The 20,973-nt window shown below is 62.4% G+C and carries 21 protein-coding genes and 4 tRNA genes; 1 reads left to right on the forward strand and 24 read right to left on the reverse strand.

What is annotated here, in order from left to right; translation table 11 throughout:
* Nucleotides 1-394, forward strand: a 394-nt coding sequence (locus tag AAAX36_RS04050; RefSeq protein ID WP_349074112.1) for a hypothetical protein, incomplete at its 5' end; no start/stop codon positions are given.
* 528 nt (nucleotides 395-922) lie between these two features.
* Here AAAX36_RS04050 and AAAX36_RS04055 read toward each other — a convergent pair.
* The 24 genes from AAAX36_RS04055 to AAAX36_RS04170 form a co-directional block, all read right to left on the reverse strand.
* Nucleotides 923-999, reverse strand: a tRNA-Pro gene (locus AAAX36_RS04055).
* Nucleotides 1,000-1,079: 80 nt separating this feature from the next.
* Nucleotides 1,080-2,291, reverse strand: a complete 1,212-nt coding sequence (gene coaBC, locus AAAX36_RS04060; RefSeq protein WP_349074113.1) for a bifunctional phosphopantothenoylcysteine decarboxylase/phosphopantothenate--cysteine ligase CoaBC — start codon at nucleotides 2,289-2,291, stop codon at nucleotides 1,080-1,082.
* A gap of 3 nt (nucleotides 2,292-2,294) precedes the next feature.
* Nucleotides 2,295-3,014, reverse strand: coding sequence for a hypothetical protein (locus tag AAAX36_RS04065; protein WP_148346658.1), 720 nt, complete (start codon nucleotides 3,012-3,014; stop codon nucleotides 2,295-2,297).
* A complete protein-coding gene (locus tag AAAX36_RS04070; RefSeq protein WP_346976592.1) occupies nucleotides 3,011-3,820 on the reverse strand; it encodes a Nif3-like dinuclear metal center hexameric protein in 810 nt (269 codons plus the stop codon). The genes AAAX36_RS04065 and AAAX36_RS04070 overlap by 4 nt, the downstream gene beginning before the upstream one ends.
* On the reverse strand, nucleotides 3,817-4,995 hold the full coding sequence (locus AAAX36_RS04075) for an aminotransferase class V-fold PLP-dependent enzyme (protein WP_148346660.1): 1,179 nt from the start codon (nucleotides 4,993-4,995) through the stop codon (nucleotides 3,817-3,819). The genes AAAX36_RS04070 and AAAX36_RS04075 overlap by 4 nt, the downstream gene beginning before the upstream one ends.
* A gap of 6 nt (nucleotides 4,996-5,001) precedes the next feature.
* Nucleotides 5,002-5,673: a ribulose-phosphate 3-epimerase gene (rpe, locus tag AAAX36_RS04080; protein ID WP_195445808.1), complete on the reverse strand. Its 672-nt coding sequence runs from the start codon at nucleotides 5,671-5,673 to the stop codon at nucleotides 5,002-5,004.
* Between the two features lie 18 nt (nucleotides 5,674-5,691).
* Nucleotides 5,692-6,699 carry an NAD(P)H-dependent glycerol-3-phosphate dehydrogenase gene (locus AAAX36_RS04085; protein WP_148346662.1) on the reverse strand — a complete coding sequence of 336 codons (1,008 nt, stop codon included), beginning with the start codon at nucleotides 6,697-6,699 and terminating at the stop codon, nucleotides 5,692-5,694.
* Between the two features lie 9 nt (nucleotides 6,700-6,708).
* Nucleotides 6,709-7,392, reverse strand: a complete 684-nt coding sequence (gene plsY / locus AAAX36_RS04090) for a glycerol-3-phosphate 1-O-acyltransferase PlsY (RefSeq protein ID WP_349074115.1) — start codon at nucleotides 7,390-7,392, stop codon at nucleotides 6,709-6,711.
* Entirely contained in the window at nucleotides 7,385-8,719 is a 1,335-nt protein-coding gene (gene der / locus AAAX36_RS04095; RefSeq protein ID WP_349074117.1) for a ribosome biogenesis GTPase Der, read from the reverse strand. Before der ends, plsY begins: the two co-directional genes overlap by 8 nt.
* Before the next feature lie 10 nt (nucleotides 8,720-8,729).
* On the reverse strand, nucleotides 8,730-10,172 hold the full coding sequence (locus tag AAAX36_RS04100; protein WP_349074119.1) for a DUF512 domain-containing protein: 1,443 nt from the start codon (nucleotides 10,170-10,172) through the stop codon (nucleotides 8,730-8,732).
* 2 nt (nucleotides 10,173-10,174) lie between these two features.
* Entirely contained in the window at nucleotides 10,175-11,074 is a 900-nt protein-coding gene (locus tag AAAX36_RS04105; protein WP_349074121.1) for a 4-hydroxy-3-methylbut-2-enyl diphosphate reductase, read from the reverse strand.
* Between the two features lie 2 nt (nucleotides 11,075-11,076).
* Complete coding sequence (locus AAAX36_RS04110) at nucleotides 11,077-11,805, reverse strand: lysophospholipid acyltransferase family protein (protein ID WP_349074122.1); 729 nt, start codon at nucleotides 11,803-11,805, stop codon at nucleotides 11,077-11,079.
* A 3-nt stretch (nucleotides 11,806-11,808) separates the two neighbouring features.
* On the reverse strand, nucleotides 11,809-12,495 hold the full coding sequence (gene cmk / locus AAAX36_RS04115) for a (d)CMP kinase (protein ID WP_349074124.1): 687 nt from the start codon (nucleotides 12,493-12,495) through the stop codon (nucleotides 11,809-11,811).
* Nucleotides 12,496-12,561: 66 nt separating this feature from the next.
* Nucleotides 12,562-13,539, reverse strand: a complete 978-nt coding sequence (locus AAAX36_RS04120; RefSeq protein WP_349074126.1) for a pseudouridine synthase — start codon at nucleotides 13,537-13,539, stop codon at nucleotides 12,562-12,564.
* Entirely contained in the window at nucleotides 13,526-14,254 is a 729-nt protein-coding gene (gene scpB / locus AAAX36_RS04125; protein ID WP_349074128.1) for an SMC-Scp complex subunit ScpB, read from the reverse strand. The genes AAAX36_RS04120 and scpB overlap by 14 nt, the downstream gene beginning before the upstream one ends.
* A gap of 11 nt (nucleotides 14,255-14,265) precedes the next feature.
* On the reverse strand, nucleotides 14,266-15,075 hold the full coding sequence (locus tag AAAX36_RS04130; protein ID WP_349074130.1) for a segregation/condensation protein A: 810 nt from the start codon (nucleotides 15,073-15,075) through the stop codon (nucleotides 14,266-14,268).
* An 84-nt stretch (nucleotides 15,076-15,159) separates the two neighbouring features.
* Nucleotides 15,160-15,843, reverse strand: coding sequence for a site-2 protease family protein (locus tag AAAX36_RS04135; protein ID WP_349074133.1), 684 nt, complete (start codon nucleotides 15,841-15,843; stop codon nucleotides 15,160-15,162).
* 9 nt (nucleotides 15,844-15,852) lie between these two features.
* Nucleotides 15,853-16,149: a hypothetical protein gene (locus AAAX36_RS04140; protein ID WP_349074135.1), complete on the reverse strand. Its 297-nt coding sequence runs from the start codon at nucleotides 16,147-16,149 to the stop codon at nucleotides 15,853-15,855.
* Nucleotides 16,136-18,169 (reverse strand): ABC-F family ATP-binding cassette domain-containing protein, encoded by a 2,034-nt coding sequence (locus AAAX36_RS04145; protein WP_349074136.1) that lies wholly within the window; start codon nucleotides 18,167-18,169, stop codon nucleotides 16,136-16,138. Before AAAX36_RS04145 ends, AAAX36_RS04140 begins: the two co-directional genes overlap by 14 nt.
* Before the next feature lie 75 nt (nucleotides 18,170-18,244).
* A tRNA-Ala gene (locus tag AAAX36_RS04150) sits at nucleotides 18,245-18,317 on the reverse strand.
* A 489-nt stretch (nucleotides 18,318-18,806) separates the two neighbouring features.
* A tRNA-Ile gene (locus tag AAAX36_RS04155) sits at nucleotides 18,807-18,882 on the reverse strand.
* Nucleotides 18,883-19,080: 198 nt separating this feature from the next.
* Nucleotides 19,081-19,153: transfer RNA gene (locus tag AAAX36_RS04160), tRNA-Ala, on the reverse strand.
* A 421-nt stretch (nucleotides 19,154-19,574) separates the two neighbouring features.
* Entirely contained in the window at nucleotides 19,575-20,423 is an 849-nt protein-coding gene (locus AAAX36_RS04165; RefSeq protein WP_349074137.1) for a hypothetical protein, read from the reverse strand.
* Nucleotides 20,424-20,602: 179 nt separating this feature from the next.
* Nucleotides 20,603-20,731 carry a hypothetical protein gene (locus AAAX36_RS04170; RefSeq protein ID WP_349074140.1) on the reverse strand — a complete coding sequence of 43 codons (129 nt, stop codon included), beginning with the start codon at nucleotides 20,729-20,731 and terminating at the stop codon, nucleotides 20,603-20,605.
* Nucleotides 20,732-20,973 lie beyond the last annotated feature (242 nt).

Consider the following 20,973-nt stretch of genomic DNA (forward strand, 5'->3'; position numbering starts at 1 on the left):
CGCCTTCGCGCGCTCAAATTGGACATTTTGGCCATCGAACAGCACTACCGCCACGGGACACCTTCTCGCAAAGACAGCAACGTCCCCCTTACGGCAGTCGCTGCAGCACTCGCCTTACTCCGAGATCGTCGAGACCCCCCAAATCAGCTTTGGCTGGTCTGAGTATCCTTGGATTGGCAAAGAGGGCACCCAGTACGAGGCTTTCAGGGATAAAGATATCAATAACAATGGGGACAACGATTGCCTGACGTTGCCGGCGCGCGGCGAGTGGTGGGAGCGTTCGCTGCATCCGCAGTATTCTGTGTTCTTCGGAAGCGTCGGAAACGACGGCTTTCCCGGGAATAGCAACTTTGCGGCGGGTTCGAGTTTCGTCTGCCCGGCTTGGTGCTTCTAGACATTTTGTCCTATAAGCCGACATATGGATATAGGCCTGCGCAACCCCGCGCGGGCCTTTCTTTTGGCAAGCATACGAACAATTTGGGGTTCGGGGGACAGGTTATCGGGCTGAGGAGAAATGGGGCCATACAGCGGCTCTCAGAGCGTCTGCCGCACTCTCCCTCCATTACCCCTGCGGCGTCCTCGTATAGAGCCCGTCCTGCTTGGCGTTTCGTTGCAACAGCCCACTTGTCCACCGATCAAGTGAACTACTGGAATAAATACAGCGACACGCTTGTTCGTTACAGTCGCTATATCTGCGTAAATCGCCGCGATAAATACAGTCTGTACTCGACTGTATACCAGCTACGCGTATGTAGATTCATATCGCGTTAATAAATCGGTCCAAGCGTGTGCAAAACGCGCAAGTAGCCGCAAAAGGCGATTATCGCGCAGGGTGATTTTTGGCACCCTGTTGATTAATCAAAATTAAGCAATTGCTTAAAACAAAAAAGGTCAGGCACTAAGTGCCTGACCTGCAAACTTCTGGTCGGGACGACTGGATTCGAACCAGCGACCCCTTGACCCCCAGTCAAGTGCGCTACCAAGCTGCGCCACGTCCCGAAGCCTTTGTTTGTTGCTGTGCTCTCGCTCGCAACAGGGAATATATTAACCCGAAACTTTGCCCTTGTGCAAGAACTTTTTTAAATATTTTGAAGCAAGTCCAAAATTGTATCTGCGAGCTGGGGTTTTGTTAGCACGGGAAGTTCTTGCGTGCCCGCTTTGCTCACGATCCAGGCCTTGTTGGTATCGGTTCCAAAGCCCGAATCGGCGCGCGAGACATCGTTGGCGATAATGGCATCGCAACCCTTGCGCGCAAGCTTGCGCTGCGCGTACTCCACGACGTTATCGGTCTCGGCCGCAAAGCCGATCACGCACCGCTCTCCCTTTTGGCGCGAGAGCTCGGCCAAAATATCGACCGTCTCGACCAGTTCGATGCGATCCAGGCGCTCGTTGGCCTTTTTGAGCTTATGGTCGGCAGGGGTCGCGGGGGTGTAGTCGGCGACAGCGGCCGCACAAATGGCCGCATCAGCCGTCTGAAAGGCGCTCAGCGCTGCCTGCAGCATCTCTTCGGCGGTCTGCACGCGCACGCACTCCACGCCGTGGGGAACATCGAGCGATGTCGGCCCCAGCACAAGCGTGACCGCAGCACCGCGGCGAGCGGCCTCCCCCGCCAGGGCGATGCCCATCTTGCCCGACGACCGGTTTCCGATGAAGCGTACGGGGTCGATCGGCTCGTGCGTGGGGCCGGCGGTGATCACGATTCGCTTGCCCGCAAGGTATTGCGGGACGGGGTTCAGCACCTCGCAGATGGCCTCGACGATGTCCTCGGGCTCGTTCATGCGTCCCGTGTCCACGTCGCCGCAGGCAAGGTAGCCGCTGCCGGGTCCCACCACATGGACACCATGCTCGCGCAGCGTGGCCATGTTGGCCTGCGTCGCCGGCGCCTTCCACATGCCGTTGTTCATAGCGGGTGCGATCACGATGGGTCGCGGCGTCGCAAGCAGCGTGGTGGAGATGAGGTCATCGGCGATACCGTTTGCCATCTTGGCGATGATATTGGCCGTCGCGGGCGCCACGACCACCAGATCGGGCTCCTGCGCCAGCGAAATGTGGTGGATGGGGTCGGAGGGATCGTCGAATAGGCCCACGGCAACGGGCTCGTTGGTGAGCGCGCGGAAGGTAAGCGGCCCCACGAACTCCGTGGCATGCTCGCTCATAACGACCTTGACGCGCGCGCCGCGCTTTTGCAGCAGGCGCACGATATTGCACGACTTATAGGCGGCGATCCCGCCGGTAATGCCCAGCAGGATCGTTTTTCCCTCAAGTTGCATTGAATTGTTGGATGCCGTCATCGTTTAAGCTTCCTTGCTCGGGAGTACCAGGAGGCGGTGGCAGTACGGGCAGTGCGTAATTGACCTACCGTCGTGGTTGAGGTCGCTCATGGACGATGCCTGCAGCGCGGTGTGGCAGACTGTGGGGATGTTGCCCTGGATGGTCTCGACGGCCAGGCCGCGGAACTGCTTGAGCAGACGCTCGTAGTCGGTGAGCACGTCGGCCGGCAGCGTGGCGGCAAGCGCGGTGCGTTCCTTAGTGGCGGCGTCAATCTGAGCCTGCAGGTCGGCAGCCTTAGCGCGGGCGGCCTTGGTATCGGCCTTCACGCCCTCCTCGAACTTGGCGATAATTGCCTGTGCGCGGGCCTCGCGGTCGAGCGCCTCCTTATGGGCGACAACGACGTCCTTGCGGGTGTGCTCAATCTTGTCCAGACGCTTGGCCAGGGTTGCGAGTTCATTCTCCAGGTCCTGAACCTCACGGTAGTCGGAACCGTCGACGTGGCGCTTCTTGGCAGCCTCAATGGCGTTGTTGGTCTGAATCTCGGTGGTGTTGAGATCGTCGAGCTCAATGTCCAGGTCCTTGCGCTGGGCGTAGAGCTTGGTCATCTCGGCTTTGAGCTTAACGTAGGTCTTACGCTTGGAAGCGAGCTCCTTGAGCTCCGGCATATTGGCAAGTTCGCTCTTGTTGCGGGCGAGCTCCAAATCGATCTGTTGCAGCTTGAGTAGCGTAGCGCCGGCGCTCATAAGTTCTCTCCTTTTGTCACAGTCCACCATTGGCAAGGGTTCAGTATTTTAATCGCATGACGGGGGTCGACCCCGGCGTCAACTGCAGAGTTCATCAATATATCAACGAACGGCTCCTCGGAGCGGTCGTGGCCGAGCAAGATCACCGGTAGCCCACGCAAGGCAAGGTCCTGCGCCACGTGATAGCCTGCCTCGCCCGTCACGACAACATCCGCACCGGCGGCGATGGCGAGCTCTCCAAAGTCGCCCAGGGAGCCGCCCAAAATGGCGACGGTGCGGCACGGGCGATCAACTTCGCCCCACACACGCGGGTCGCTGCCGAAGGCTGTGGCAGCACGGGTGGCAAGATCGCGCAGCGTGCACGGGTCGTTGAGCGTTGCAAGCGCGCCCAGGCCGGTCGGCTCGGGGTCGTCCACGTGCTCCAGTGAGCTCACGGGTACGGTACCCAGCAGCTCACTCAGGCAGACGCGGGCTTCGTGCGAGCGGTCCAGGTTGGTGTGGAGCGAGATAATGCTCACGCCGCAACGCGCTGCCTCGTAGAGCGCCGCGCTGCATTGGGGGCGTGCGGAATCCGACGGACAAAACGCCTCGGGCGCCTTGATGTATATGGGATGATGCGTCAGCAGCACGTTGGCGCCGCCTTCTTGGGCGCGGCGAACATTAGCTTCGGTCGCATCGAGCGCGCAGGCAACGCCGGTGATCTCCGCGGCCGGATCGCCAACGGAGAGTCCTACGTGATCCCAGCCCTCGGCGTCCGCCTTGGGGTAGCGCGCCAGCAGCCCACGTTCAAGCTCGGCGACGATCATGCGGCACCCACGATCGAGAGCAGCGTCTGGGCAAACTCGTCCAGGTCGACAGGGTTCACACGGTCATCAAACGAGATACGCAGAGCGCCCAATGCCTGCTCGCGACCAATGCCCATGGCGCTGAGAACATGGCTCGGGTCCATGCTGCCGCTCGAGCATGCCGAGCCTGCCGACACCTCAAAGCCGGCGGCGTCGAGCTTGATGATGAGCTCCTCGGAGTCCATGCCGTCAATGTAGATCGATACCATGCCGGGCAGACGGTCGGCTTGCGCGTAGTCGCCCATGGTGGCGTGAATGCGCGGATGGGCCGTAAGCGTGGCGTAGAGCTTGTCGGATAAGGCCTGCAGCGTTGTACGCTCCTGGGCCACGCGGGGCGCCAACGTGCGGGCGGCAGCGGCAAAAGCCAGCTGTGTACGCAGGTCCTGCGTGCCGGCACGACGACCGGCCTCCTGTCCGCCGCCAAAGATGCGGGGTCGCAGTGGGGTGCGGGTCTTAACGTAGAGCGCGCCAGATGCCACAGGACCGCCGATCTTGTGAGCGGCAACGGTCATAGCATCGACGCCCAGCTCGGTGACATCGAGCGGAATATGCAAGTAGCCTTGGATGGCATCGGTATGAAACAGGGCGCCGGCAGCATGTGCGGCGGCGGCCAGCTCGCGGATGGGCTGCACCACGCCGGTCTCGTTGTTGGCAACCATGATGCTCACGAGCGCCACGTCGTCGCCTAGTAGCTCGACAAGCGTGGCGGGCTCAATGTAGCCCATGCGGCAGGGCTGCACCAGGTCGACGCTAAAGCCTGCGGCACGCAGCAGCGGCAGGTTGTCCAGAATCGAATCGTGCTCGATGGCAGATACGATCACGCGGTTACGCTTACGGTCGCGCTGACGTGCACCCTCGGCAAGACCGAGTAGCGCCAGCTGGTTGGCTTCGGTGCCGCCGTTGGTCAGAACAATCTCAGACGGGCGAACGCGCGCGCCAAAGCTGCGGGCGATCTCGCGACGTGCAACCTCCAGACGCGCGGCAGCCTTGCGGCCGAGCGAGTGCAGCGAGTTGGGGTTGACGCCCGCTAGCTCGCTATCGTCGTACTCACGCTGCGCAAGGCGCGCCTCGGCGCGCATGGGCGTCGAGGCGGCGTAGTCAAGATTCACGGGTATGCGGTTTTGACCTGCGGTCATAAGGGTTTATGCCTCCTGTGCAGCCTCGTTGCCCAGCTTCTGCAGCAGCGCAACCTCGGCAGCGGGATCTTCGGACTTAAATACGGCAGAACCGGCCACCAGGACATTTGCGCCGGCCTTGACGACCTCGGCAATGTTCTTGGAAGAAATGCCACCGTCGACTTCGATGAGGGGCGAAACGCCGTGACGCTCGCACATGGCCTTGAGCTCGTGGAGCTTAGCGATGGTGCCCGGGATAAAGCTCTGGCCGCCAAAGCCTGGGTTCACGCTCATGAGCAGCACCATATCGACGACGTCGATGATGCTCTCGAGCACGCACACGGGGGTGGCGGGGTTGAGCACCACGCCGGCCTTAACGCCGCGCTGTTGCAGATGGGTGAGCGTGCGGTGCAGGTGCGTGGAAGCCTCGTAGTGCACGGTGATCATATCGGCACCGGCGTCGGCGTACCAATCGACCGTCTCATCGGGGTTCGACACCATCAGGTGCGCGTCGACCGGTACATCGGTGGAGCGCTTGACGGCCTTAAGGATGTCAACGCCAAAAGTGAGGTTGCCGGTAAAGTGACCGTCCATAACGTCGAAGTGCACATAGTCGGCGCCGGCGATCTTGTCGAGGTCGCCCTTGAGGTTGGCCATATCGGCCGAAAGGATGGACGGAGCGATTTTAATGGAACCCATGGTAGAAGCCTTTCTGCGCTAGTCGGTGAGTCCGTAGAACTCTTGGGAGGGTACGCGGTCGGTAAGAATCTCGAGCGCCCTATCCAAAGTAACACCGTTGTAGAGCGTTTGCTCCACGGCAAAGGTGAGCGGAATGTCTACGCCCAGTGAACGGGCAAGCTCGCTCACGCTGCGGGCCGCGACGGCGCCCTCAACAACCATATGCGTGCGCGTCTGATACTCGTCGAGCGACACGCCGTGGGCAAACTCGTAGCCAAAGGTGCGGTTGCGCGAATGCTCCGAGGTGCAGGTGGCAATGAGGTCGCCCATGCCGGCAAGTCCCATGCAGGTCATAGCTTGACCGCCGCGGGCGTGCACCAGACGGCTGATCTCTGCCAGGCCGCGCGTCATGATGAGGGCGAGCGTGTTGTCGCCCGCACCGGTGCCGGCGGAGATTCCGCATACGATCGCGATGACATTTTTCATGGCGCCGCAAACCTCGACGCCGGTCATGTCCTGCGACAGGTAGATGCGGAAGGCCGTGGATAGGAGCAGGTTCTTAAAGGTCTCCCCTACCTGCGCGTCTTTGCTGGCGATGACGGCGGCAGAAAGTCCGCCGCGGCAGATCTCCTCGGCATGGTTGGGGCCCGAGAGCGCCGCCACGCGCGTCTCGTTGCCAATCTCGCTGGCGATGACCTCGCTCATGAGCAGGCCGGACTCGGGCTCAATGCCCTTGGTGAGGCAGAGCACCGGGGTATCGGCGGCGATAAAGGGCGCGGCCTGGTGGCACACGCTGCGAAGGTGCGTCGAAGGAACGGCGAAGATGATGGCCTCGGCGCCGTCGAGTGCCTGCACCAGGTCCGTGGTGGCGACGACGTTGCCGGGCAGCTTGTAGTCCACAAGGTAGCGGGGGTTGCGGTGCTCGCCATTGATGCCGGCGGCCGTCTGCTCGCTGTGGGCCCACATGGTCACGCGCTCGGCTCGCGCGGCGGCAAGGCCGGCGACGGCGGTTCCCCAGGAGCCGGAGCCAATCAGCGCAACATTCATGACTCTCTCCTACTTATCGTCGGGCTCGGTGACGCGCTTGGTAAACGAGAGCTTGGACTCCTTACCGGTCATGAGCTTTTTGATGTTCGCACGATGGGCCCACACCACGGTGATGCCGATCAGCGCCATGCAGAACTTGAGGCCCAGGCTGCTGTACGGAAAGACCGCGCAAGCAGCGATGGGAAGACCGATGGCAGCGGCTAGCGAGCCCACCGACACGTACTTGGTTATGGCGACGGCCACGATAAACATGCCGAGCAGCGACAGGCCAATTGGCCAATACCAGGCGAGGATGACGCCCAGACCAACTGCGATACCCTTGCCGCCATGGAAGTTAAGGTAGGGCGAGAAGATATGCCCCCACACGGCTGCCAGGCAGATGACGCCGAGCATCCAGTCGCCGGCGGCACCGGGGGCCATAATGCTCACGGGGAAGCCATAGCCCAAGTCGGCAATGAGCGGACGCGCGATAAGGACGCAGATGGCGCCCTTAAGGCAGTCGAGCAGCAGCGTGAGCGCGGCCACCTTGGGGCCGGCCACGCGCAGTGCGTTGGTGGTGCCGATGTTGCCGGAGCCAGCCTTGCGAATGTCGGTGTGGTTGAACACGCGGCCCAGGATCAGTCCAAACGGAATCGCCCCGATAAAGAACGAGACCACGGCGCAGATGGCGGTCAGAAGAATCGGATTATGCATCCTTTTGCTCCTTCTTCCTAAAGAAGAGTCGAATGGGCGTGCCGGCAAAGTCGAAGGTCGAGCGCATACGGTTCTCCACATAGCGCTGGTAGGTGTCGTTGACCAGGTCGCTGTGGTTGACGAAGAACGTGAACGTCGGCGGGTTGACGCCCGTCTGGGTCACGTAGTGCATACGCAGGCGGCGCTTGCCGTCCACCACGGTATGACCGAACTCGCGCAGGTCGGTGAGGAACGTGTTGAGGCGCGAGGTGCTGATCTTCTGCGAGCGCGTCTTCTCGGCAGCGTCTACCATCGCCCAGATCTTCTCGACGCTGCGGCCAGTGAGGGCAGAGATGCGCAGGTACTGGGCCCAGGGAGCCATGACGCCCAGGCGGCGGTCAACGGTCTCCATGCAGGCCTCGCGCTTGCGGTCGTCGTCGAGCAGATCCCACTTGTTGAGCAGCACCACGATGGCGCAGCCGCGCTCGATGGCCAAGCCCATGACTTTCTGATCCTGCTCGGTGACGCCCACGGAGGCGTCGACGACAAGCAGTGCCACGTCGGCGCGGTCGATGGCGCGCAGGCCGCGGACCATGGAGTAGTACTCGATGTTCTCGTACACGGTGCTCTTCTTGCGAATACCCGCGGTGTCGACCATGCGGTAGTGCTTGCCGTCGCGCTCGACGACGGTGTCGATGGCATCGCGCGTGGTGCCGGCGATGTTGGACACGATGGAGCGGTCGGCGCCCAAGATGCGGTTGAACAGCGAGGACTTACCGGCGTTGGGGCGGCCGATGATGGCCACGTTCAGCGCATCGGGGAACTCGTCGGCGACCTCGTCCTCCTCCTCGGGCAACAGGGCCACGATGTCGTCGAGCAGGTCGCCCGTGCCGTGGCCGTGAAGGGCCGAAAGCGGCGTGGGCTCGCCGATGCCGAGCGAATAGAACTCCCAGATGTTGTCATTCTCGCGATCGGGATTGTCGAGCTTGTTCACCAGCAGAAAGACCGGCTTGTCGCAGCGCTTGAGCATGCGGGCGACCGACTCGTCCTCCTCGGTGACGCCAGTGCGGCCGTCGACAACAAACAGGATGACGGCGGCTTCCTCGGCGGCGGCAAGCGCCTGGTCGCGGATGGACGTGGCAAAGACGTCGTCGCTCTTGAGCGGCTCGATGCCACCCGTGTCGACGATGGTGAACTCGCGGCCGTTCCAGTCGGCCGTGTGATATGAGCGGTCGCGCGTGACGCCGCGCGACTCATGGACGATGGCGTCCGAGGTCTGGGCCAGGCGGTTAACGAGCGTGGACTTGCCCACGTTGGGGCGTCCGACGACGGCGACGATAGGTTTCATCTGCTCTCCTTTATTGGGTAGGGTCAGCGGGAATAGTTGAATTGGCGGGCGTTATGCCAAGGATGTGCTCCAGGGTATCGAGCAGCTCGTGCGGCATAGTCGATACCACATGGACCTCGGCGCCACGACCGGTAAGGCTTGCGAGTAATTCGTCACGATGATACTCGTCAAGGGTCATACCGTCGGCGTTGAACATGAGCTTAGGCACAAAGAGCATAACCCCCGACAGGTCTTGCGGGAGCTGCTCCAAGATGTCGCAGGCGACGATAAGTCCGGTCACGTCCACGTTGCCGCCAAAGTAGCGGTTCTTGATGGCCGTGACAGTGCCGGCGAGTCCCTTAGGCGACTCCACAAAACGCGCCACCGTATCGCGCGCGCTGGCACCCGAGAGGCACAGCAGGCGCTGGCCACGGGCGGCGATTGCCTCGCGAACGCGGCGCAGGCGCTCGGCATCGGCGGCGAGCACGTTGTCGGTCTCGTCCAGATAGGAGCGGATCATGCCGATGCCGTCGTAGTACTGCGGGTAGCCGTCGTAAAAGTCTGCCTCGGGCGGCTCGATGCCGGCGTCCAGATAGAACTCGTCGCTCATCTGGAAGGTATGGCGGCCAAAGCGTTCGAAGGCGCGGTCCTGGTAGGGTCGGATCATGGCAATCGTCTCGCGCGCCAGCTCGGGTTTGTCGCTGTAGGACCAGCTAAAACGGTTCTGATGCTTGGTAAAGCCGAGCGGCACAATGCCCAGGCTCGTGATTTGCTCGTGCTCCTCGCAGTAGCGCAGCGTCTTTTCCAGCTCCTCGCCGTCGTTCATGCCGGGGCACAACACGATCTGTGCGTGAATCTCGATGCCGGCGGCCATGATGGCCTCGAGTACGTCCATGCCGCGCTGGGCGTTACGGCCCATCATGCGACGGCGGACGTCGGGGCTCACGGCGTGAACCGACACGTTCATGGGGCTCATGTTGCGTTGGATGACGTTTTGAACGTCCTCGTCGGTGAGGTTCGTGAGCGTGACAAAGTTGCCTTGCAAGAAACTCAGGCGGTAGTCATCGTCGCGGATGTAGAGCGTGGAGCGACCGCCCTTGGGGAGCATTGTCATAAAGCAGAACACGCATGCGTTTACGCAGGTGCGCATGCCATCGAAGATGGGACCATCGAATTCCAGGCCCCAATCCTCGCCGGGAAAGCGGTCGAGCTCCACCGGGGTGACGGTGTTATCGCGCGGGTCGAAAACCTCGAGCTCGACGGCATCGTCATCGGCCTCCCAGAGCCACACAATCATGTCGGTGAGAGCCTCGCCGTTGACCGTAAGCACGCGCATGCCCGGCTCGATACCCACATCCCATGCGGGCGATTCGGGACGCACGTTTTTAACGAGCGCGCCCTCACCCGGCTCGGGGTCGCGGCTGCGCCCGTAATCGGCCACCTCGGTGGCGTATGCGGGTACGGTCTTGTCCATGATTAGCGGCAAAGCTCCTTGATGCGCTCGACGGCGCGTTCGATGTGTTCTTGCGGGGTGGAGGCTCCGGCGGTGATGCCGATGTGGCGTGCGTTGGCAAACCATGCGGCCTGTAGCTCAGAAGCTTCCTCGATATGATGCGTACGCTCGCAAGCTTTGGCGCAGATCTGCGCCAGACGGCGGGTGTTGCCCGAGTTCTTTCCGCCCACCACGACCATGCAGTCGCAGCGGTTGGCAAGTGTGGCTGCTGCCTGCTGACGCTCACTCGTGGCGGCGCAGATGGTGTTGATCACACGCAGCTCCTGCACGCGCGGGGTGATGGCAGCCACGACCTCGGCCAAGTTCTGCGCAGTCTGGGTGGTCTGCACAACGAGGCCCACCTTGCCCTTGAGCGGCAGGGCGTCCGCATCGGCGGCGCGGCTCACGACCTGCGCGTCATCGCCGGCATGGCCCAGGATGCCCTCAACCTCGGGATGGCCCGGCTCGCCCACGACGAGCACGCGATAACCCTCGCGTTTCAGGCACTCGGCTGCCACGTGGACCTTTTTTACGTAGGGGCAGGTGGCGTCGACCACGTCGAGGCCGCGCTCGCGAGCAGCATTGATTACCTGGGGCACCACGCCGTGCGCGCGGATGATCACGGTGCCCGATGCGGCATCGTCCAGGGTGTCGGCCAGCCCGACGCCCGCCTCGGCAAGCTCGCGCACCACGATGGGGTTATGGATAAGCGGGCCCAGGGTATGGACCTGAGCAGTCTCCCCCGCCTGCGGGGCGGCCGCCAATGCCATATCGAGCGCGCGTTGCACGCCGTAGCAGGTGCCGGCGTGGGCAGCGATTTCGATGGTGGGGGCGTCTGCCTTTCCGGCCACAGCCTCGGCAGTGTTCATGACTTCCTCGCCCATGGCTAGAACCTACCCGGGTGCTCGGCGCACAGGTCATCGCGCATGGCGTAGACGCGGCTCATGGCTTCGGACTCAAACCAAGCCAGGCGCTCCTTGCGCTTGAGCTCGGCCGGTGCATCGGATAGCGAAATGGCCTTGCCGGCACGGATCCAGCACTTTTTGGGGCGCATGATCTTTTTGCCCGCAGGCGTGATATCGGACCAGCCGCAGATGGCGAGAGGGTTGACGGGCGCCTTACCCATCTGGGCGATAAGCGCAAAGCCGCCGCGGACCTCGGGCTTGATTTCGCGCGAGCGGATGCGCGTGCCCTCGGGGAAGATCAAGACGTCCTCGCCGCGCTGCAGCGCATGCTGAGCGGCGCGCAAGCACTTCATGTCGGCGGTGCCGCGCTCGACGGGAATACCGCCCACACGGCTAAAGGCCCAGCGCACGATCTTGCTCTTGGCAAACTCGGATTTAAAGATGGGACGAATGCGGCGGCCACCAAAGAACAGTGCCGTTTCTACGGCCAGCAACTCGGCCATCGAGGTGTGGTTGCAGATGATCACGCTGCCGCGGCCTTCCTGTCGCTCGAACAGCAGGTCGGCGTCCTCGACCTTCCAGCGCCACATAAGCTTGGAGAAGGCCCACAGGATGCCCATGACCACGAAGACGGTGCCGCGGATGAGAGCGGGGAACTCAGCGTAGGGGGCGTTGTAGTAATCCTCGGGCGTCTGTTTAAACAGGCGCATGGGCTACCTCCTTTGGTTGATAAGGTCCTCGATAATCGAGACGACCTCGTCGATGGTGTGAGCGGTGGAGTCGACGTGCACGGCGTCCTCAGCGGGCACGAGCGGCGCGACCTCGCGGCTGCTGTCGAGCTTGTCGCGTTGCTTGAGTGCGTCGAGGGTTTCGTCGACCTCGGCCTCTAGCTGCTCGGTGGTGAGCGGCTGGACGTCGTTTTGGTGGCGCTGCAGCACGCGGCGACGGGCGCGTTCGCGTGGGTCGGCGGTCAGGAACACCTTGACCTGTGCGTTGGGGAACACGACGGTGCCGATGTCGCGACCCTCGGCGACGATATCGCGGTCCTCGGCGGCGCGGCGCTGGTGGATGAGCATGGCGGTGCGCACGCCCGGGTAGGCCGAGACCTTGGATACGTTGGCGTCGACCTGCGGGGTGCGGATGGCGGCTGAGACGTCCTTGCCGTCGATGGTCAGGCGCGTGTCCTCGCCGGTGCCGTTGGTAAAACGAATCTCGATCTGCTCGGCGAGGGCGTCGATAGCCGCTTCGTCGTCCAGATCGATGCCGCGATCGAGTGCGGCGAAGGTGACGGCGCGATACATGGCGCCCGTGTCGAGCTTGTTAAAGCCCAGCTGGCGGGCGATCTCCTTGGCAATGGTGGACTTGCCGGATCCGGCGGGGCCGTCGATGGCGACGATCATGTAATGCTTCCTTTCGGTGGTTGACGTGCTGGTATGGAACGCGGGCGCTGCGGCTTGGCGGACTGGCTAGCCCGTGTAGCGCTCGCGGTAGGTGTTGCGCTTGGGCGCGGAGCCGTGGCTGCCGTGGTGACGCGTGCGGGTCGCGGGGTTGACCGCTGTCGCGTTGGGGTCGCCCTGCTTGGAGCTGGCCTGCTTGGGCGGGATGCCGCCGGCCTTGAGAATCTGCACCTCGCGGTCGGTGAGCTCGCGCCACGAGCCCTTAGCCACGTCTTTGAGCTCCAGGCCGGCAAAGTTGCAGCGATGCAGGCGGATCACCGGATGGTGAATCTTGCTCAGCATGCGCTTGACCTGGTTCTTGCGGCCCTCGCGGATGATGACCTCCACGGCGGTGGTGCCGGGCTTGATGCCTTGCGGGGCTACGGCCTCGGCCTCGCGCGCGTTAATGACGCGGCAGATCGCCGGTTGGCATAGGCCATCGTCGAGCTCGATGCCGCGACGGAGTGGTTCCAAGTCGCGATCGGTCAGGTGGCCGTCCACGAGCGCCTGGTAGGTCTTGTAGACGTGCTTGCTGGGGTGCAGCAGATCCTGCGACAGGTCGCCGTCGGTGGTAAAGAGCAATAGGCCCGTGGTGTCGCGGTCTAGGCGACCCACCGGGAACAGGCCCGGAAAGCGGTCGCGCGGGACCAGGTCGGCCACACAAGGGCGCTCCTGCGGATCACTCATAGTGGTGAGGTAGCCGGTCGGCTTGTAGAGCATCAGGTACACGGCGCCCTGGTTGAGTTTGACGGGCATGCCGTCGACCTCGATATGGTCGCGGTCGACGTCGACCTTGGTGCCCAGCTCGTTCGCGACCTGGCCGTTGACGGTCACGCGGCCGGCGGTCATCAGGTCCTCCGAGCCGCGGCGGCTCGCCATGCCCGCGCGTGCCAAAAAGCGCTGCAGGCGCATGGTGTGCGGGTAGACGGGCTGGGCGCCGCCTGCGGGCGCCGTAGCGCCCGCGGCGCGTGCGGTGCGCGTCTCCCCTGCTTCGTTAGTCCTCGTCATGCAAATCCTCCGAGGTCTCGTCGACGACCAGGGTCTCCAAGTCCTCGACTGCCTCAACATCTTCAACATCGGTATCGATCAGTTCGCGCTCTTCGTCCAGGTCCTCGGCCTGCTCCTCGAGCGTAGACTGAATGCTGCGGCCGCTCAGGCGCTCGCGGATAAACTGGCGCGACTGCTCGTCGGGGGCAAACTGCTCCAGATCGGGCAGGTCGCGAGTGGAGCGCAGGCCGAACTTTTCCAAAAAGGCGTTGGTCGTGCCGTAGATGATGGCCTGACCGCGCTCGGGGTCGCGGCCGAGCTCGCGCACCAGGCCCTTATCCACGAGCGACGCGATGACGCCGTCGGAGTTGACGCCGCGGATGCCCTTGACCACCTCGCGCGTGACGGGCTGGTGGTAGGCGATGACGGCCAGGGTCTCAAGCGCCGCCTGAGACAGCTTTTGCGTGTCCCAGCTCAGCACGTAGGCCTCGACCACGTCGTGGTAGGCGGGGTGCGTAAACAGGCGCCAGCCACCGGCGACCTCGCGCAGCTGAAAGCCGCGGTTGGCCTCTTCGTACTCAACCTTGAGCTCGGCCAAAAGCGACGCGCACTCGCCCGGGGCGATATCCAGCGCAGCTGCCAGCGCGGGTGCGCTCACGGGGTCGCTCGACACCAGCAGCAGCGCCTCGAGGGCGCCTTTGAGGCTGTTTGCCTCCAGCGTGGAAAGGGTTGACATGGTTGCCGCTCCTATTCGGTGAGCTCGGGGCCCTCGCCGGGCACGTATGCCTCGGCGCCCTCGACGCGGTTGATTTGAATGGTTCCAAAGATCTCGTCCTGGCTCAGCGTGAGCGAGCCGCGTTTGGCAAGCTCCAACATGGCCAGGAAGGTGACGACGAGCTGCTCGGTGGTGGCGTCGCCGTCCAGCAGCTCGCGGAAGGTACAGGTTTGGTGCGCCATGGTAAAGCGGTCGACCGAGGCCACCGTCAGGTCGAGCGGCACGCGATGCGGTGCCACGTGCTCGGCTTCCAGCAGGAAGGTCTGGCGCTTGCCGTCCAAGTCGGCGCAGATGACGGCGAGGCCGCGCAGGGTAATGCCGGCCAGGTAGTCGGGCATAAGGCCCAAAAACTCGGGGTCGGGGCCGGCCACGCGCGGATGCATGCGGCTCTCGGCCTGCATGCGCGCGCCGAGAGCCGCCGCCGCGCCCTTAAACTGCTTGTAGGCAATCAGGCGCTGAATCAGGACCTCGCGCAGGGCGTCGCCGTCGAGCGCGCTAAGTTCCTCGAGGTCTTCGTCGTCCTCGTCATCGTCGTCGGTCTTGTGCGGGGTTTCCTGGGGCACCAGCGAGGCGGCCTTGATGTCCAAAAGAGTTGCCGCGACCAGCAAAAAGTCGCTCGCCACGTCTAGATCCAGCGCTTCGATGCGCTCTGCCTCGGCAAGGTATTGCTCGGCCACCTCGCTGATCGAGATGGCGCCGATATCAACTTTTTGGCGGGTTACCAGCTGCAGCAGCAGGTCGAACGGTCCGCTGTAGACCTGCGTCGACACGCGATACGACATCTTCGACCTCCTTTGACGGCGCCTTCGCGGCGCGGTTTGGGTGCATATTGCGACCGTTTTGCACGATCGACCTGTAAGTTTACCCTAGATGCCGGCGATTGCGAAGTTGAGCAGCCACTCGGCCAGCGGATACACGGTAACGTCGAAATAGCGTCCGATTACGTCGATGCCGGTCCACATGGGCAGCAGGTACAGCACCAGGATGAGGATGGGCATGGCGTATTGCTGCAGGCGATAGTAGTTGGCGAGCGCCTTACCTTTGAGGAACGGCACGATAATCGACGAGCCGTCGAGCGGCGGGATCGGGATGAGGTTGAAGAACGCGAGCGACAGGTTGACCACGATAAACGTGGCGCCAAAGTTCATGATTTGGGACGCCACGGCAAAGGACATGCTGGCATAGAGGTTGCCGTATGTCGCGTGCATGAGGGCGGCGGCAAGGCATGCCAGCGCGATGTTCGAGGCGGGGCCGGCCACGCTCACCAGGACCTCGTCGCGTTTGGGGTGCTTGAGGTTGTTGAGGTAGACGGGCACGGGCTTGGCGAAGGCGAACACCGGGCCGCCGGCGGCGAGCATCAGCAGCGGTAGAAGGATGGTGCCAAACGGGTCGATGTGGTTGAGCGGGTTGAGCGAGACGCGGCCGCGCGAACGGGCCGTCTTGTCGCCGAGTGCCCATGCCGTGGCGGCGTGCGCACTCTCGTGGATCACGATGCCCACGATGACGGCAACGGCGCTGGCGAGCAGGTTCATGAGGTAGCTGCTGGACATGTCACTCCCCTAGCGGATGCGGCGCGAGGCGCGCGTGAGCAGGTGGTCAATCACAAACAGGATCACGGCGACGATGGCGTAATCCAGGCGGAACACGCCACCAAAGGGCGATGTGATGACGCCGTAGCCGGCGATGGCGCTCGGCAACGCACGCGAAAGCTCGACGACAAAGCCCACGATCTGCAGCTTGGCGGTGAGGCCGCTAAAGCACAGCAGCACGGTCATCGCGCTCATAAAGATGCCGCAGATGCGGCACGCGATGGCGATGATGCTCATCGCCACGGCGGTGGCCTTACGAGAGTTCACGCGCGGTCTCCTCTTCGATCTGGGTGGAAAGCTCCAGCCATTCGTCCTCGAGCTTGGGCAGCTCTTGCTTAAGGCCGTTATATTCCCCCAGCGCGGCGTTGAACTTATCCTGATCGGCATAAAGCTCTTCGCTTGCCATCAATTCCATAAGCTCGTCATAGCGGGCGCGCTTTTTGTCGAGCTCTGCCTCGATCTTCTTGAGCTGGTTGCGCACGCCCTTGAGCTTTTTGTTGAGCGCGGCGCGGGCCTGGGCCTCGGCGCGCTTTTGCTCCTTGGTCTTTTTGCCCTCGGCCGGCTTTGGTGCCGCGGCGGGGCTGCTGTCCTGGGCGGCGTTGGCTTTGGTGGACTTGGCCGCGGCAGGTGCGCTCTCCCCTGCTGCCTCGGCGGCGGCGCGGGCAGCGAGGTCCTCGCGTTTGAAGAGGTAGTAGTCGTAGTCGCCATCGTAGACCGTGACCTTGCCGTCGCGGATGTCGATGATGCGGTTGGCCACAGCGCGCACCAAGTGCTCGTCGTGGCTGATCAGCACAATGGTACCGGGGAAGTTTTGCAGGGCGTTCTCGAGCATGTCCACCGAGTCGATGTCCAGGTGGTTGGTAGGCTCGTCCAGGCACAGGAGCGCCTCGGGCGCCACGAGCATCTTGGCCAGGGCCAGACGCGCCTTTTCGCCGCCGGAGAGGACTCGAACCTGCTTCTCGATGGAATCGTTGTCGCTAAACAGGAAGGCGCCCAGCAGGCTGCGCTGCTGCGGTACGGTCCACTTGGGCGTGACAGTGTCGATCTCTTGCAGGACGGTGTTGGACTCGGTCATGCCCTCGAGCGCGTGCTGGGCATAGTAGGCCACACCCACGTTGGTGCCCAGGTCGCGCGTGCCGGTAGTGGGCGGCTCCAGGCCGGCGAGGATCTTCATGAGGGTGGACTTGCCGGCGCCGTTGGGGCCGACGAGCGCCACGTGCTCGCCGCGGTAGAGCTTAAGGTCGATGTCGCTGTAGATGTGCTTGTTGCCGTAGGATTTGGATACGCCCTCCAGGTCCACGACCATGTCGCCCGAGCGCGGCGGGTCGGGGAACTTAAAGTCGATGTGCTTGTGGCCTTCGGGCAGGATGACAAGTTCCTTTTTGATCTGCTCGATCTTGCGGATGCGCTCCTGCGCCTGGGCGGCCTTGGTGGGCTTGTAGCGGAACTTGTCGACGAAGACCTGCATGTGGGCGATGTCGCGCTCCTGCGCGGCGCGCTTGGCGCGCATCTGCTCCAGGTTGTCCTCGCGCTGCTTGAGGTAGCTGCTGTAGTTGCCGGTGTAGGTGGTCACGCGGCGGTTCTCGAGCGCGGCGACGTGGTCGACGCAGGCGTCCATGAAGGCGCGGTCGTGGCTGACGATGAGAACGGCGCCGTCGTAATTGGCGATAAAGCCGCGCAGCCACTGGACGCTCTCGAGGTCCAGGTGGTTAGTGGGCTCGTCGAGCAGCAGCAGGTCGGGGTGGCGCAGGAAAAGCTTTGCCAGCGCGATGCGCATCTGCCAGCCGCCGGAGAACTCGGAGCACGGGCGCTCAAAGTCGGTGACCTTAAAGCCCAGGCCGGACAGGATCTTGCGGGCGTTGCTCTCGAGCTCGTAGCCGCCCAGATGCTCAAAGCGGTCCTGGACCTGGCCGTACTCGTTAAGGAGTGCATCGACGTCCTTGCCCTGCTCGGAGAGCTCGGTGATCTGGGCTTGCAGTTCGTTGGCACGCTCGCCCATGCGGCGGATTTCCTTGGCCGCCGCCATGACCTCGGCGAGGATGGTGGTGTCCTTGTGCTCCAGGTTGGTTTCCTGCTCTAGGTAGCCCACCTGGCAGTCCTTGGCGTACTGGACCTGGCCGGCGTCAGGGCTGTCGATGCCCATGATGATTTTGAGCATGGTGGTTTTGCCGGCGCCGTTGGGTCCCACGAGCGCAAAGCGCTCGCCGGGGTTGATCTGGAAGGACGCGCCGCTAAAGAGGACGCGCGCGCCGAAGCTTTTTTCGATCTTGTCGACCAGGAGGATCATGGTGCCGCCTTTGACCTTGTGTGCCTATATGAAAAAAGGCCCCAACTTCCGTTGGAGCCTCAATCAATGCTCGGGTGGAGACGAGGGGGATCGAACCCCTGACCTCTTGACTGCCAGTCAAGCGCTCTCCCAGCTGAGCTACGTCCCCGTGCGAAGAAGTACTATACGGGAACTCGGACGGCGATGCAAGGACAATTTCGGAAAAACTTTCTGCGGCGGGGGCGAGGATGCGGGACGGACTCGAGATCGAGGGGCCCTCGACGCCCGATCCGGCCAGCGGGGCGCGCCCCGCTGGCGGCGGCTACGCCGCCGCCCTCCTTCCCGACGCCCGCCCGGCCGCCCCCGGGGACCTCCCGCCACGGATGCGGCCCATCTACTACGTTTGGGCGGCATCCCCCGACCATGGCGTCACGGGCAAAAATAAAACCGCAGGTAGACGGCTTGCGGTTTTCGCGAAATACGGGGTATGGTCGAGGGGCCGGGGCTAAACGTAGTAGATGGGCCGGTTTCGTGGCGGCGGCATCGCACGAAGCCGGCCGAGGACGCCAGGAAGTGAGCAGGCAGGCTATTTGTAAGTGAAAACCACTGCGATGAAAAGAAAACAGGCCAGACATATTGCCTGACCTGCTGAATAACCTGGTGGGCCCTCCGGGATTCGAACCCAGAACCCAGGGATTATGAGTCCCCTGCGCTAACCGTTGCGCCAAGAGCCCTTATAAAGTAGCTGTCGCGGTTGGGGCGGAAGAACAACTTCCAACGTTTTGAACCACGACGTGAAATACTACCATGCACGCGGCACCCGTTCAACGCACGATCTTGTCGACCAGGAGGATCATGGTGCCGCCTTTGACCTTGTGTGCCTATATGAAAAAAGGCCCCAACTTCCGTTGGAGCCTCAATCAATGCTCGGGTGGAGACGAGGGGGATCGAACCCCTGACCTCTTGACTGCCAGTCAAGCGCTCTCCCAGCTGAGCTACGCCCCCGTGCGAAGAAGTACTATACGGGAACTCGGACGGCGATGCAAGGACAATTTCGGAAAAACTTTCTGCGGCGGGGGCGAGGATGCGGGACGGACTCGAGATCGAGGGGCCCTCGACGCCCGATCCGGCCAGCGGGGCGCGCCCCGCTGGCGGCGGCTACGCCGCCGCCCTCCTTCCCGACGCCCGCCCGGCCGCCCCCGGGGACCTCCCGCCACGGATGCGGCCCATCTACTACGTTTGGGCGGCATCCCCCGACCATGGCGTCACGGGCAAAAATAAAACCGCAGGTAGACGGCTTGCGGTTTTCGCGAAATACGGGGTATGGTCGAGGGACCGGGGCTAAACGTAGTAGATGGGCCGGTTTCGTGGCGGCGGCATCGCACGAAGCCGGCCGAGGACGCCAGGAAGTGAGCAGGGCACCCGTCTAACGTCCGATTTCCAACCAATTACACAGTACGTTGGCTCGTAATTCCATTTCCGTTGTCTTTTGCGCCTTAGTTTTGCACCTATAGCGCAATTCCAAACGCGTGCAAAGACTTCGCACGATCGCATCAAGCTGCTCGGCATCGTTAAGCATGTCGTGTGTAACCAGGAAGACGTCATACCCCATACTTTGCAGCGCCGTCATGCGTTTGGCATCGTGGTCGAGCACGGCGCCTGATCCGTGGATGACCTCTCCCTGAATCTCCACGATGCCTGCCTTCATTATGGTTGGATTCACGATCACGATATCCCCGTAGCAGACTTTTTGCCCTGCAATGCTCTGCGCCGATGCGGTAAGCGGCGTAAGGTCGTTGACGTAAACGTTTCTAAAGCCGGCACCGCCGCGAGAGCGAGGAAGCGATAGCAATAAAATTCCTGCAACTTCGAGCGGAGAGGCGGCTATACCCGTCACCAGCTGCGCGGCTTTGTAAAACTTTGTACCCCACTTTCGTTTTTTCATCTTGCTGGCGTACTCATGAAGCTCGTGTAATTCGATGAGCGGCTTCCTCATCCAGAGCGAAGTGCCCTTTAGCTTTGTGACCTCATTCGTTTTCTTTTGTCCGTTGGGCCCCTTCGCATTTACCTGTTCTTTGACTTTTATGCGCGCGTAAACGCGTTTCCATTGTGGTTCTTCTTGGCTTTCATCGAGGTCAAAGAGGGATTCGGTGGTTGCACTCTCGGCAGCGTCTTTGGTTTTGTCTAGTTCCGCTTCTGCTGCGGCGGTGGGCTCAAAGACTGAGAACCATCCGCAAAATTCGTACATGGCAAGGACAAGATCGGTTGGAGACACAAAGCGCGCCATGGTAAATAGCGTCGCAAGTGGATTGGTAACCCTAAATCTCATCGCGGTATCCAGCGTACTGTCCACCCCAGAAGCATCATCACAGTGGATTGTTGTCCGTAATCCCGAATGGTAGTTAACGCCACCGGGCACTGTTGTGGTAATAATCGGGGGTTTGAGGACGTCGACTACAAAGGGTGATTGGGATAGAGCTCGCCAGCCGTCTTCGGAGTTGGCAGGCGCGGGTAGAGGTCGCGTACTTGGGGCGGGCAGCGCCAGTAGCGGAACGCGGTGTTTGCGCAGACGATTTCGTCCATTTGCACCTCCCCTGGTATCGGCCATAGGCCGTTCGGAATGCGGGCATGGCCGATTATCTACTGGGGCATCATGCGGGTAAGTACCGGAAGCTGACCAAATGCTGACCAAAAGCTTGACGCAATCTGTTGAAAAGCCGCCATAGACATAAACGTGCTGGTACGAGCCGTGAGTTAGTGGTCTCTGTCTCCACAATTGCACATAGATTACGCGGGGAATTCAATGAATGAACGCAGACGCATTT

Origin of the sequence: Collinsella sp. CLA-ER-H10, assembly GCF_040092475.1 — a bacterium.
Taxonomy (GTDB): Bacteria; Actinomycetota; Coriobacteriia; order Coriobacteriales; family Coriobacteriaceae; genus Collinsella.

Excerpts from the sequence above, each read along its gene's own strand:
- coaBC (WP_349074113.1), bottom strand. The coding sequence starts at position 2,291 with ATGACGGCATCCAACAATTCAATGCAACTTGAGGGAAAAACGATCCTG.
- AAAX36_RS04065 (WP_148346658.1), bottom strand. The coding sequence starts at position 3,014 with ATGAGCGCCGGCGCTACGCTACTCAAGCTGCAACAGATCGATTTGGAG.
- AAAX36_RS04070 (WP_346976592.1), bottom strand. The coding sequence starts at position 3,820 with ATGATCGTCGCCGAGCTTGAACGTGGGCTGCTGGCGCGCTACCCCAAG.
- AAAX36_RS04075 (WP_148346660.1), bottom strand. The coding sequence starts at position 4,995 with ATGACCGCAGGTCAAAACCGCATACCCGTGAATCTTGACTACGCCGCC.
- rpe (WP_195445808.1), bottom strand. The coding sequence starts at position 5,673 with ATGGGTTCCATTAAAATCGCTCCGTCCATCCTTTCGGCCGATATGGCC.
- AAAX36_RS04085 (WP_148346662.1), bottom strand. The coding sequence starts at position 6,699 with ATGAATGTTGCGCTGATTGGCTCCGGCTCCTGGGGAACCGCCGTCGCC.
- plsY (WP_349074115.1), bottom strand. The coding sequence starts at position 7,392 with ATGCATAATCCGATTCTTCTGACCGCCATCTGCGCCGTGGTCTCGTTC.
- der (WP_349074117.1), bottom strand. The coding sequence starts at position 8,719 with ATGAAACCTATCGTCGCCGTCGTCGGACGCCCCAACGTGGGCAAGTCC.
- AAAX36_RS04100 (WP_349074119.1), bottom strand. The coding sequence starts at position 10,172 with ATGGACAAGACCGTACCCGCATACGCCACCGAGGTGGCCGATTACGGG.
- AAAX36_RS04105 (WP_349074121.1), bottom strand. The coding sequence starts at position 11,074 with ATGGGCGAGGAAGTCATGAACACTGCCGAGGCTGTGGCCGGAAAGGCA.
- AAAX36_RS04110 (WP_349074122.1), bottom strand. The coding sequence starts at position 11,805 with ATGCGCCTGTTTAAACAGACGCCCGAGGATTACTACAACGCCCCCTAC.
- cmk (WP_349074124.1), bottom strand. The coding sequence starts at position 12,495 with ATGATCGTCGCCATCGACGGCCCCGCCGGATCCGGCAAGTCCACCATT.
- AAAX36_RS04120 (WP_349074126.1), bottom strand. The coding sequence starts at position 13,539 with ATGACGAGGACTAACGAAGCAGGGGAGACGCGCACCGCACGCGCCGCG.
- scpB (WP_349074128.1), bottom strand. The coding sequence starts at position 14,254 with ATGTCAACCCTTTCCACGCTGGAGGCAAACAGCCTCAAAGGCGCCCTC.
- AAAX36_RS04130 (WP_349074130.1), bottom strand. The coding sequence starts at position 15,075 with ATGTCGTATCGCGTGTCGACGCAGGTCTACAGCGGACCGTTCGACCTG.
- AAAX36_RS04135 (WP_349074133.1), bottom strand. The coding sequence starts at position 15,843 with ATGTCCAGCAGCTACCTCATGAACCTGCTCGCCAGCGCCGTTGCCGTC.
- AAAX36_RS04145 (WP_349074136.1), bottom strand. The coding sequence starts at position 18,169 with ATGATCCTCCTGGTCGACAAGATCGAAAAAAGCTTCGGCGCGCGCGTC.
- AAAX36_RS04170 (WP_349074140.1), bottom strand. The coding sequence starts at position 20,731 with ATGGACGAAATCGTCTGCGCAAACACCGCGTTCCGCTACTGGCGCTGC.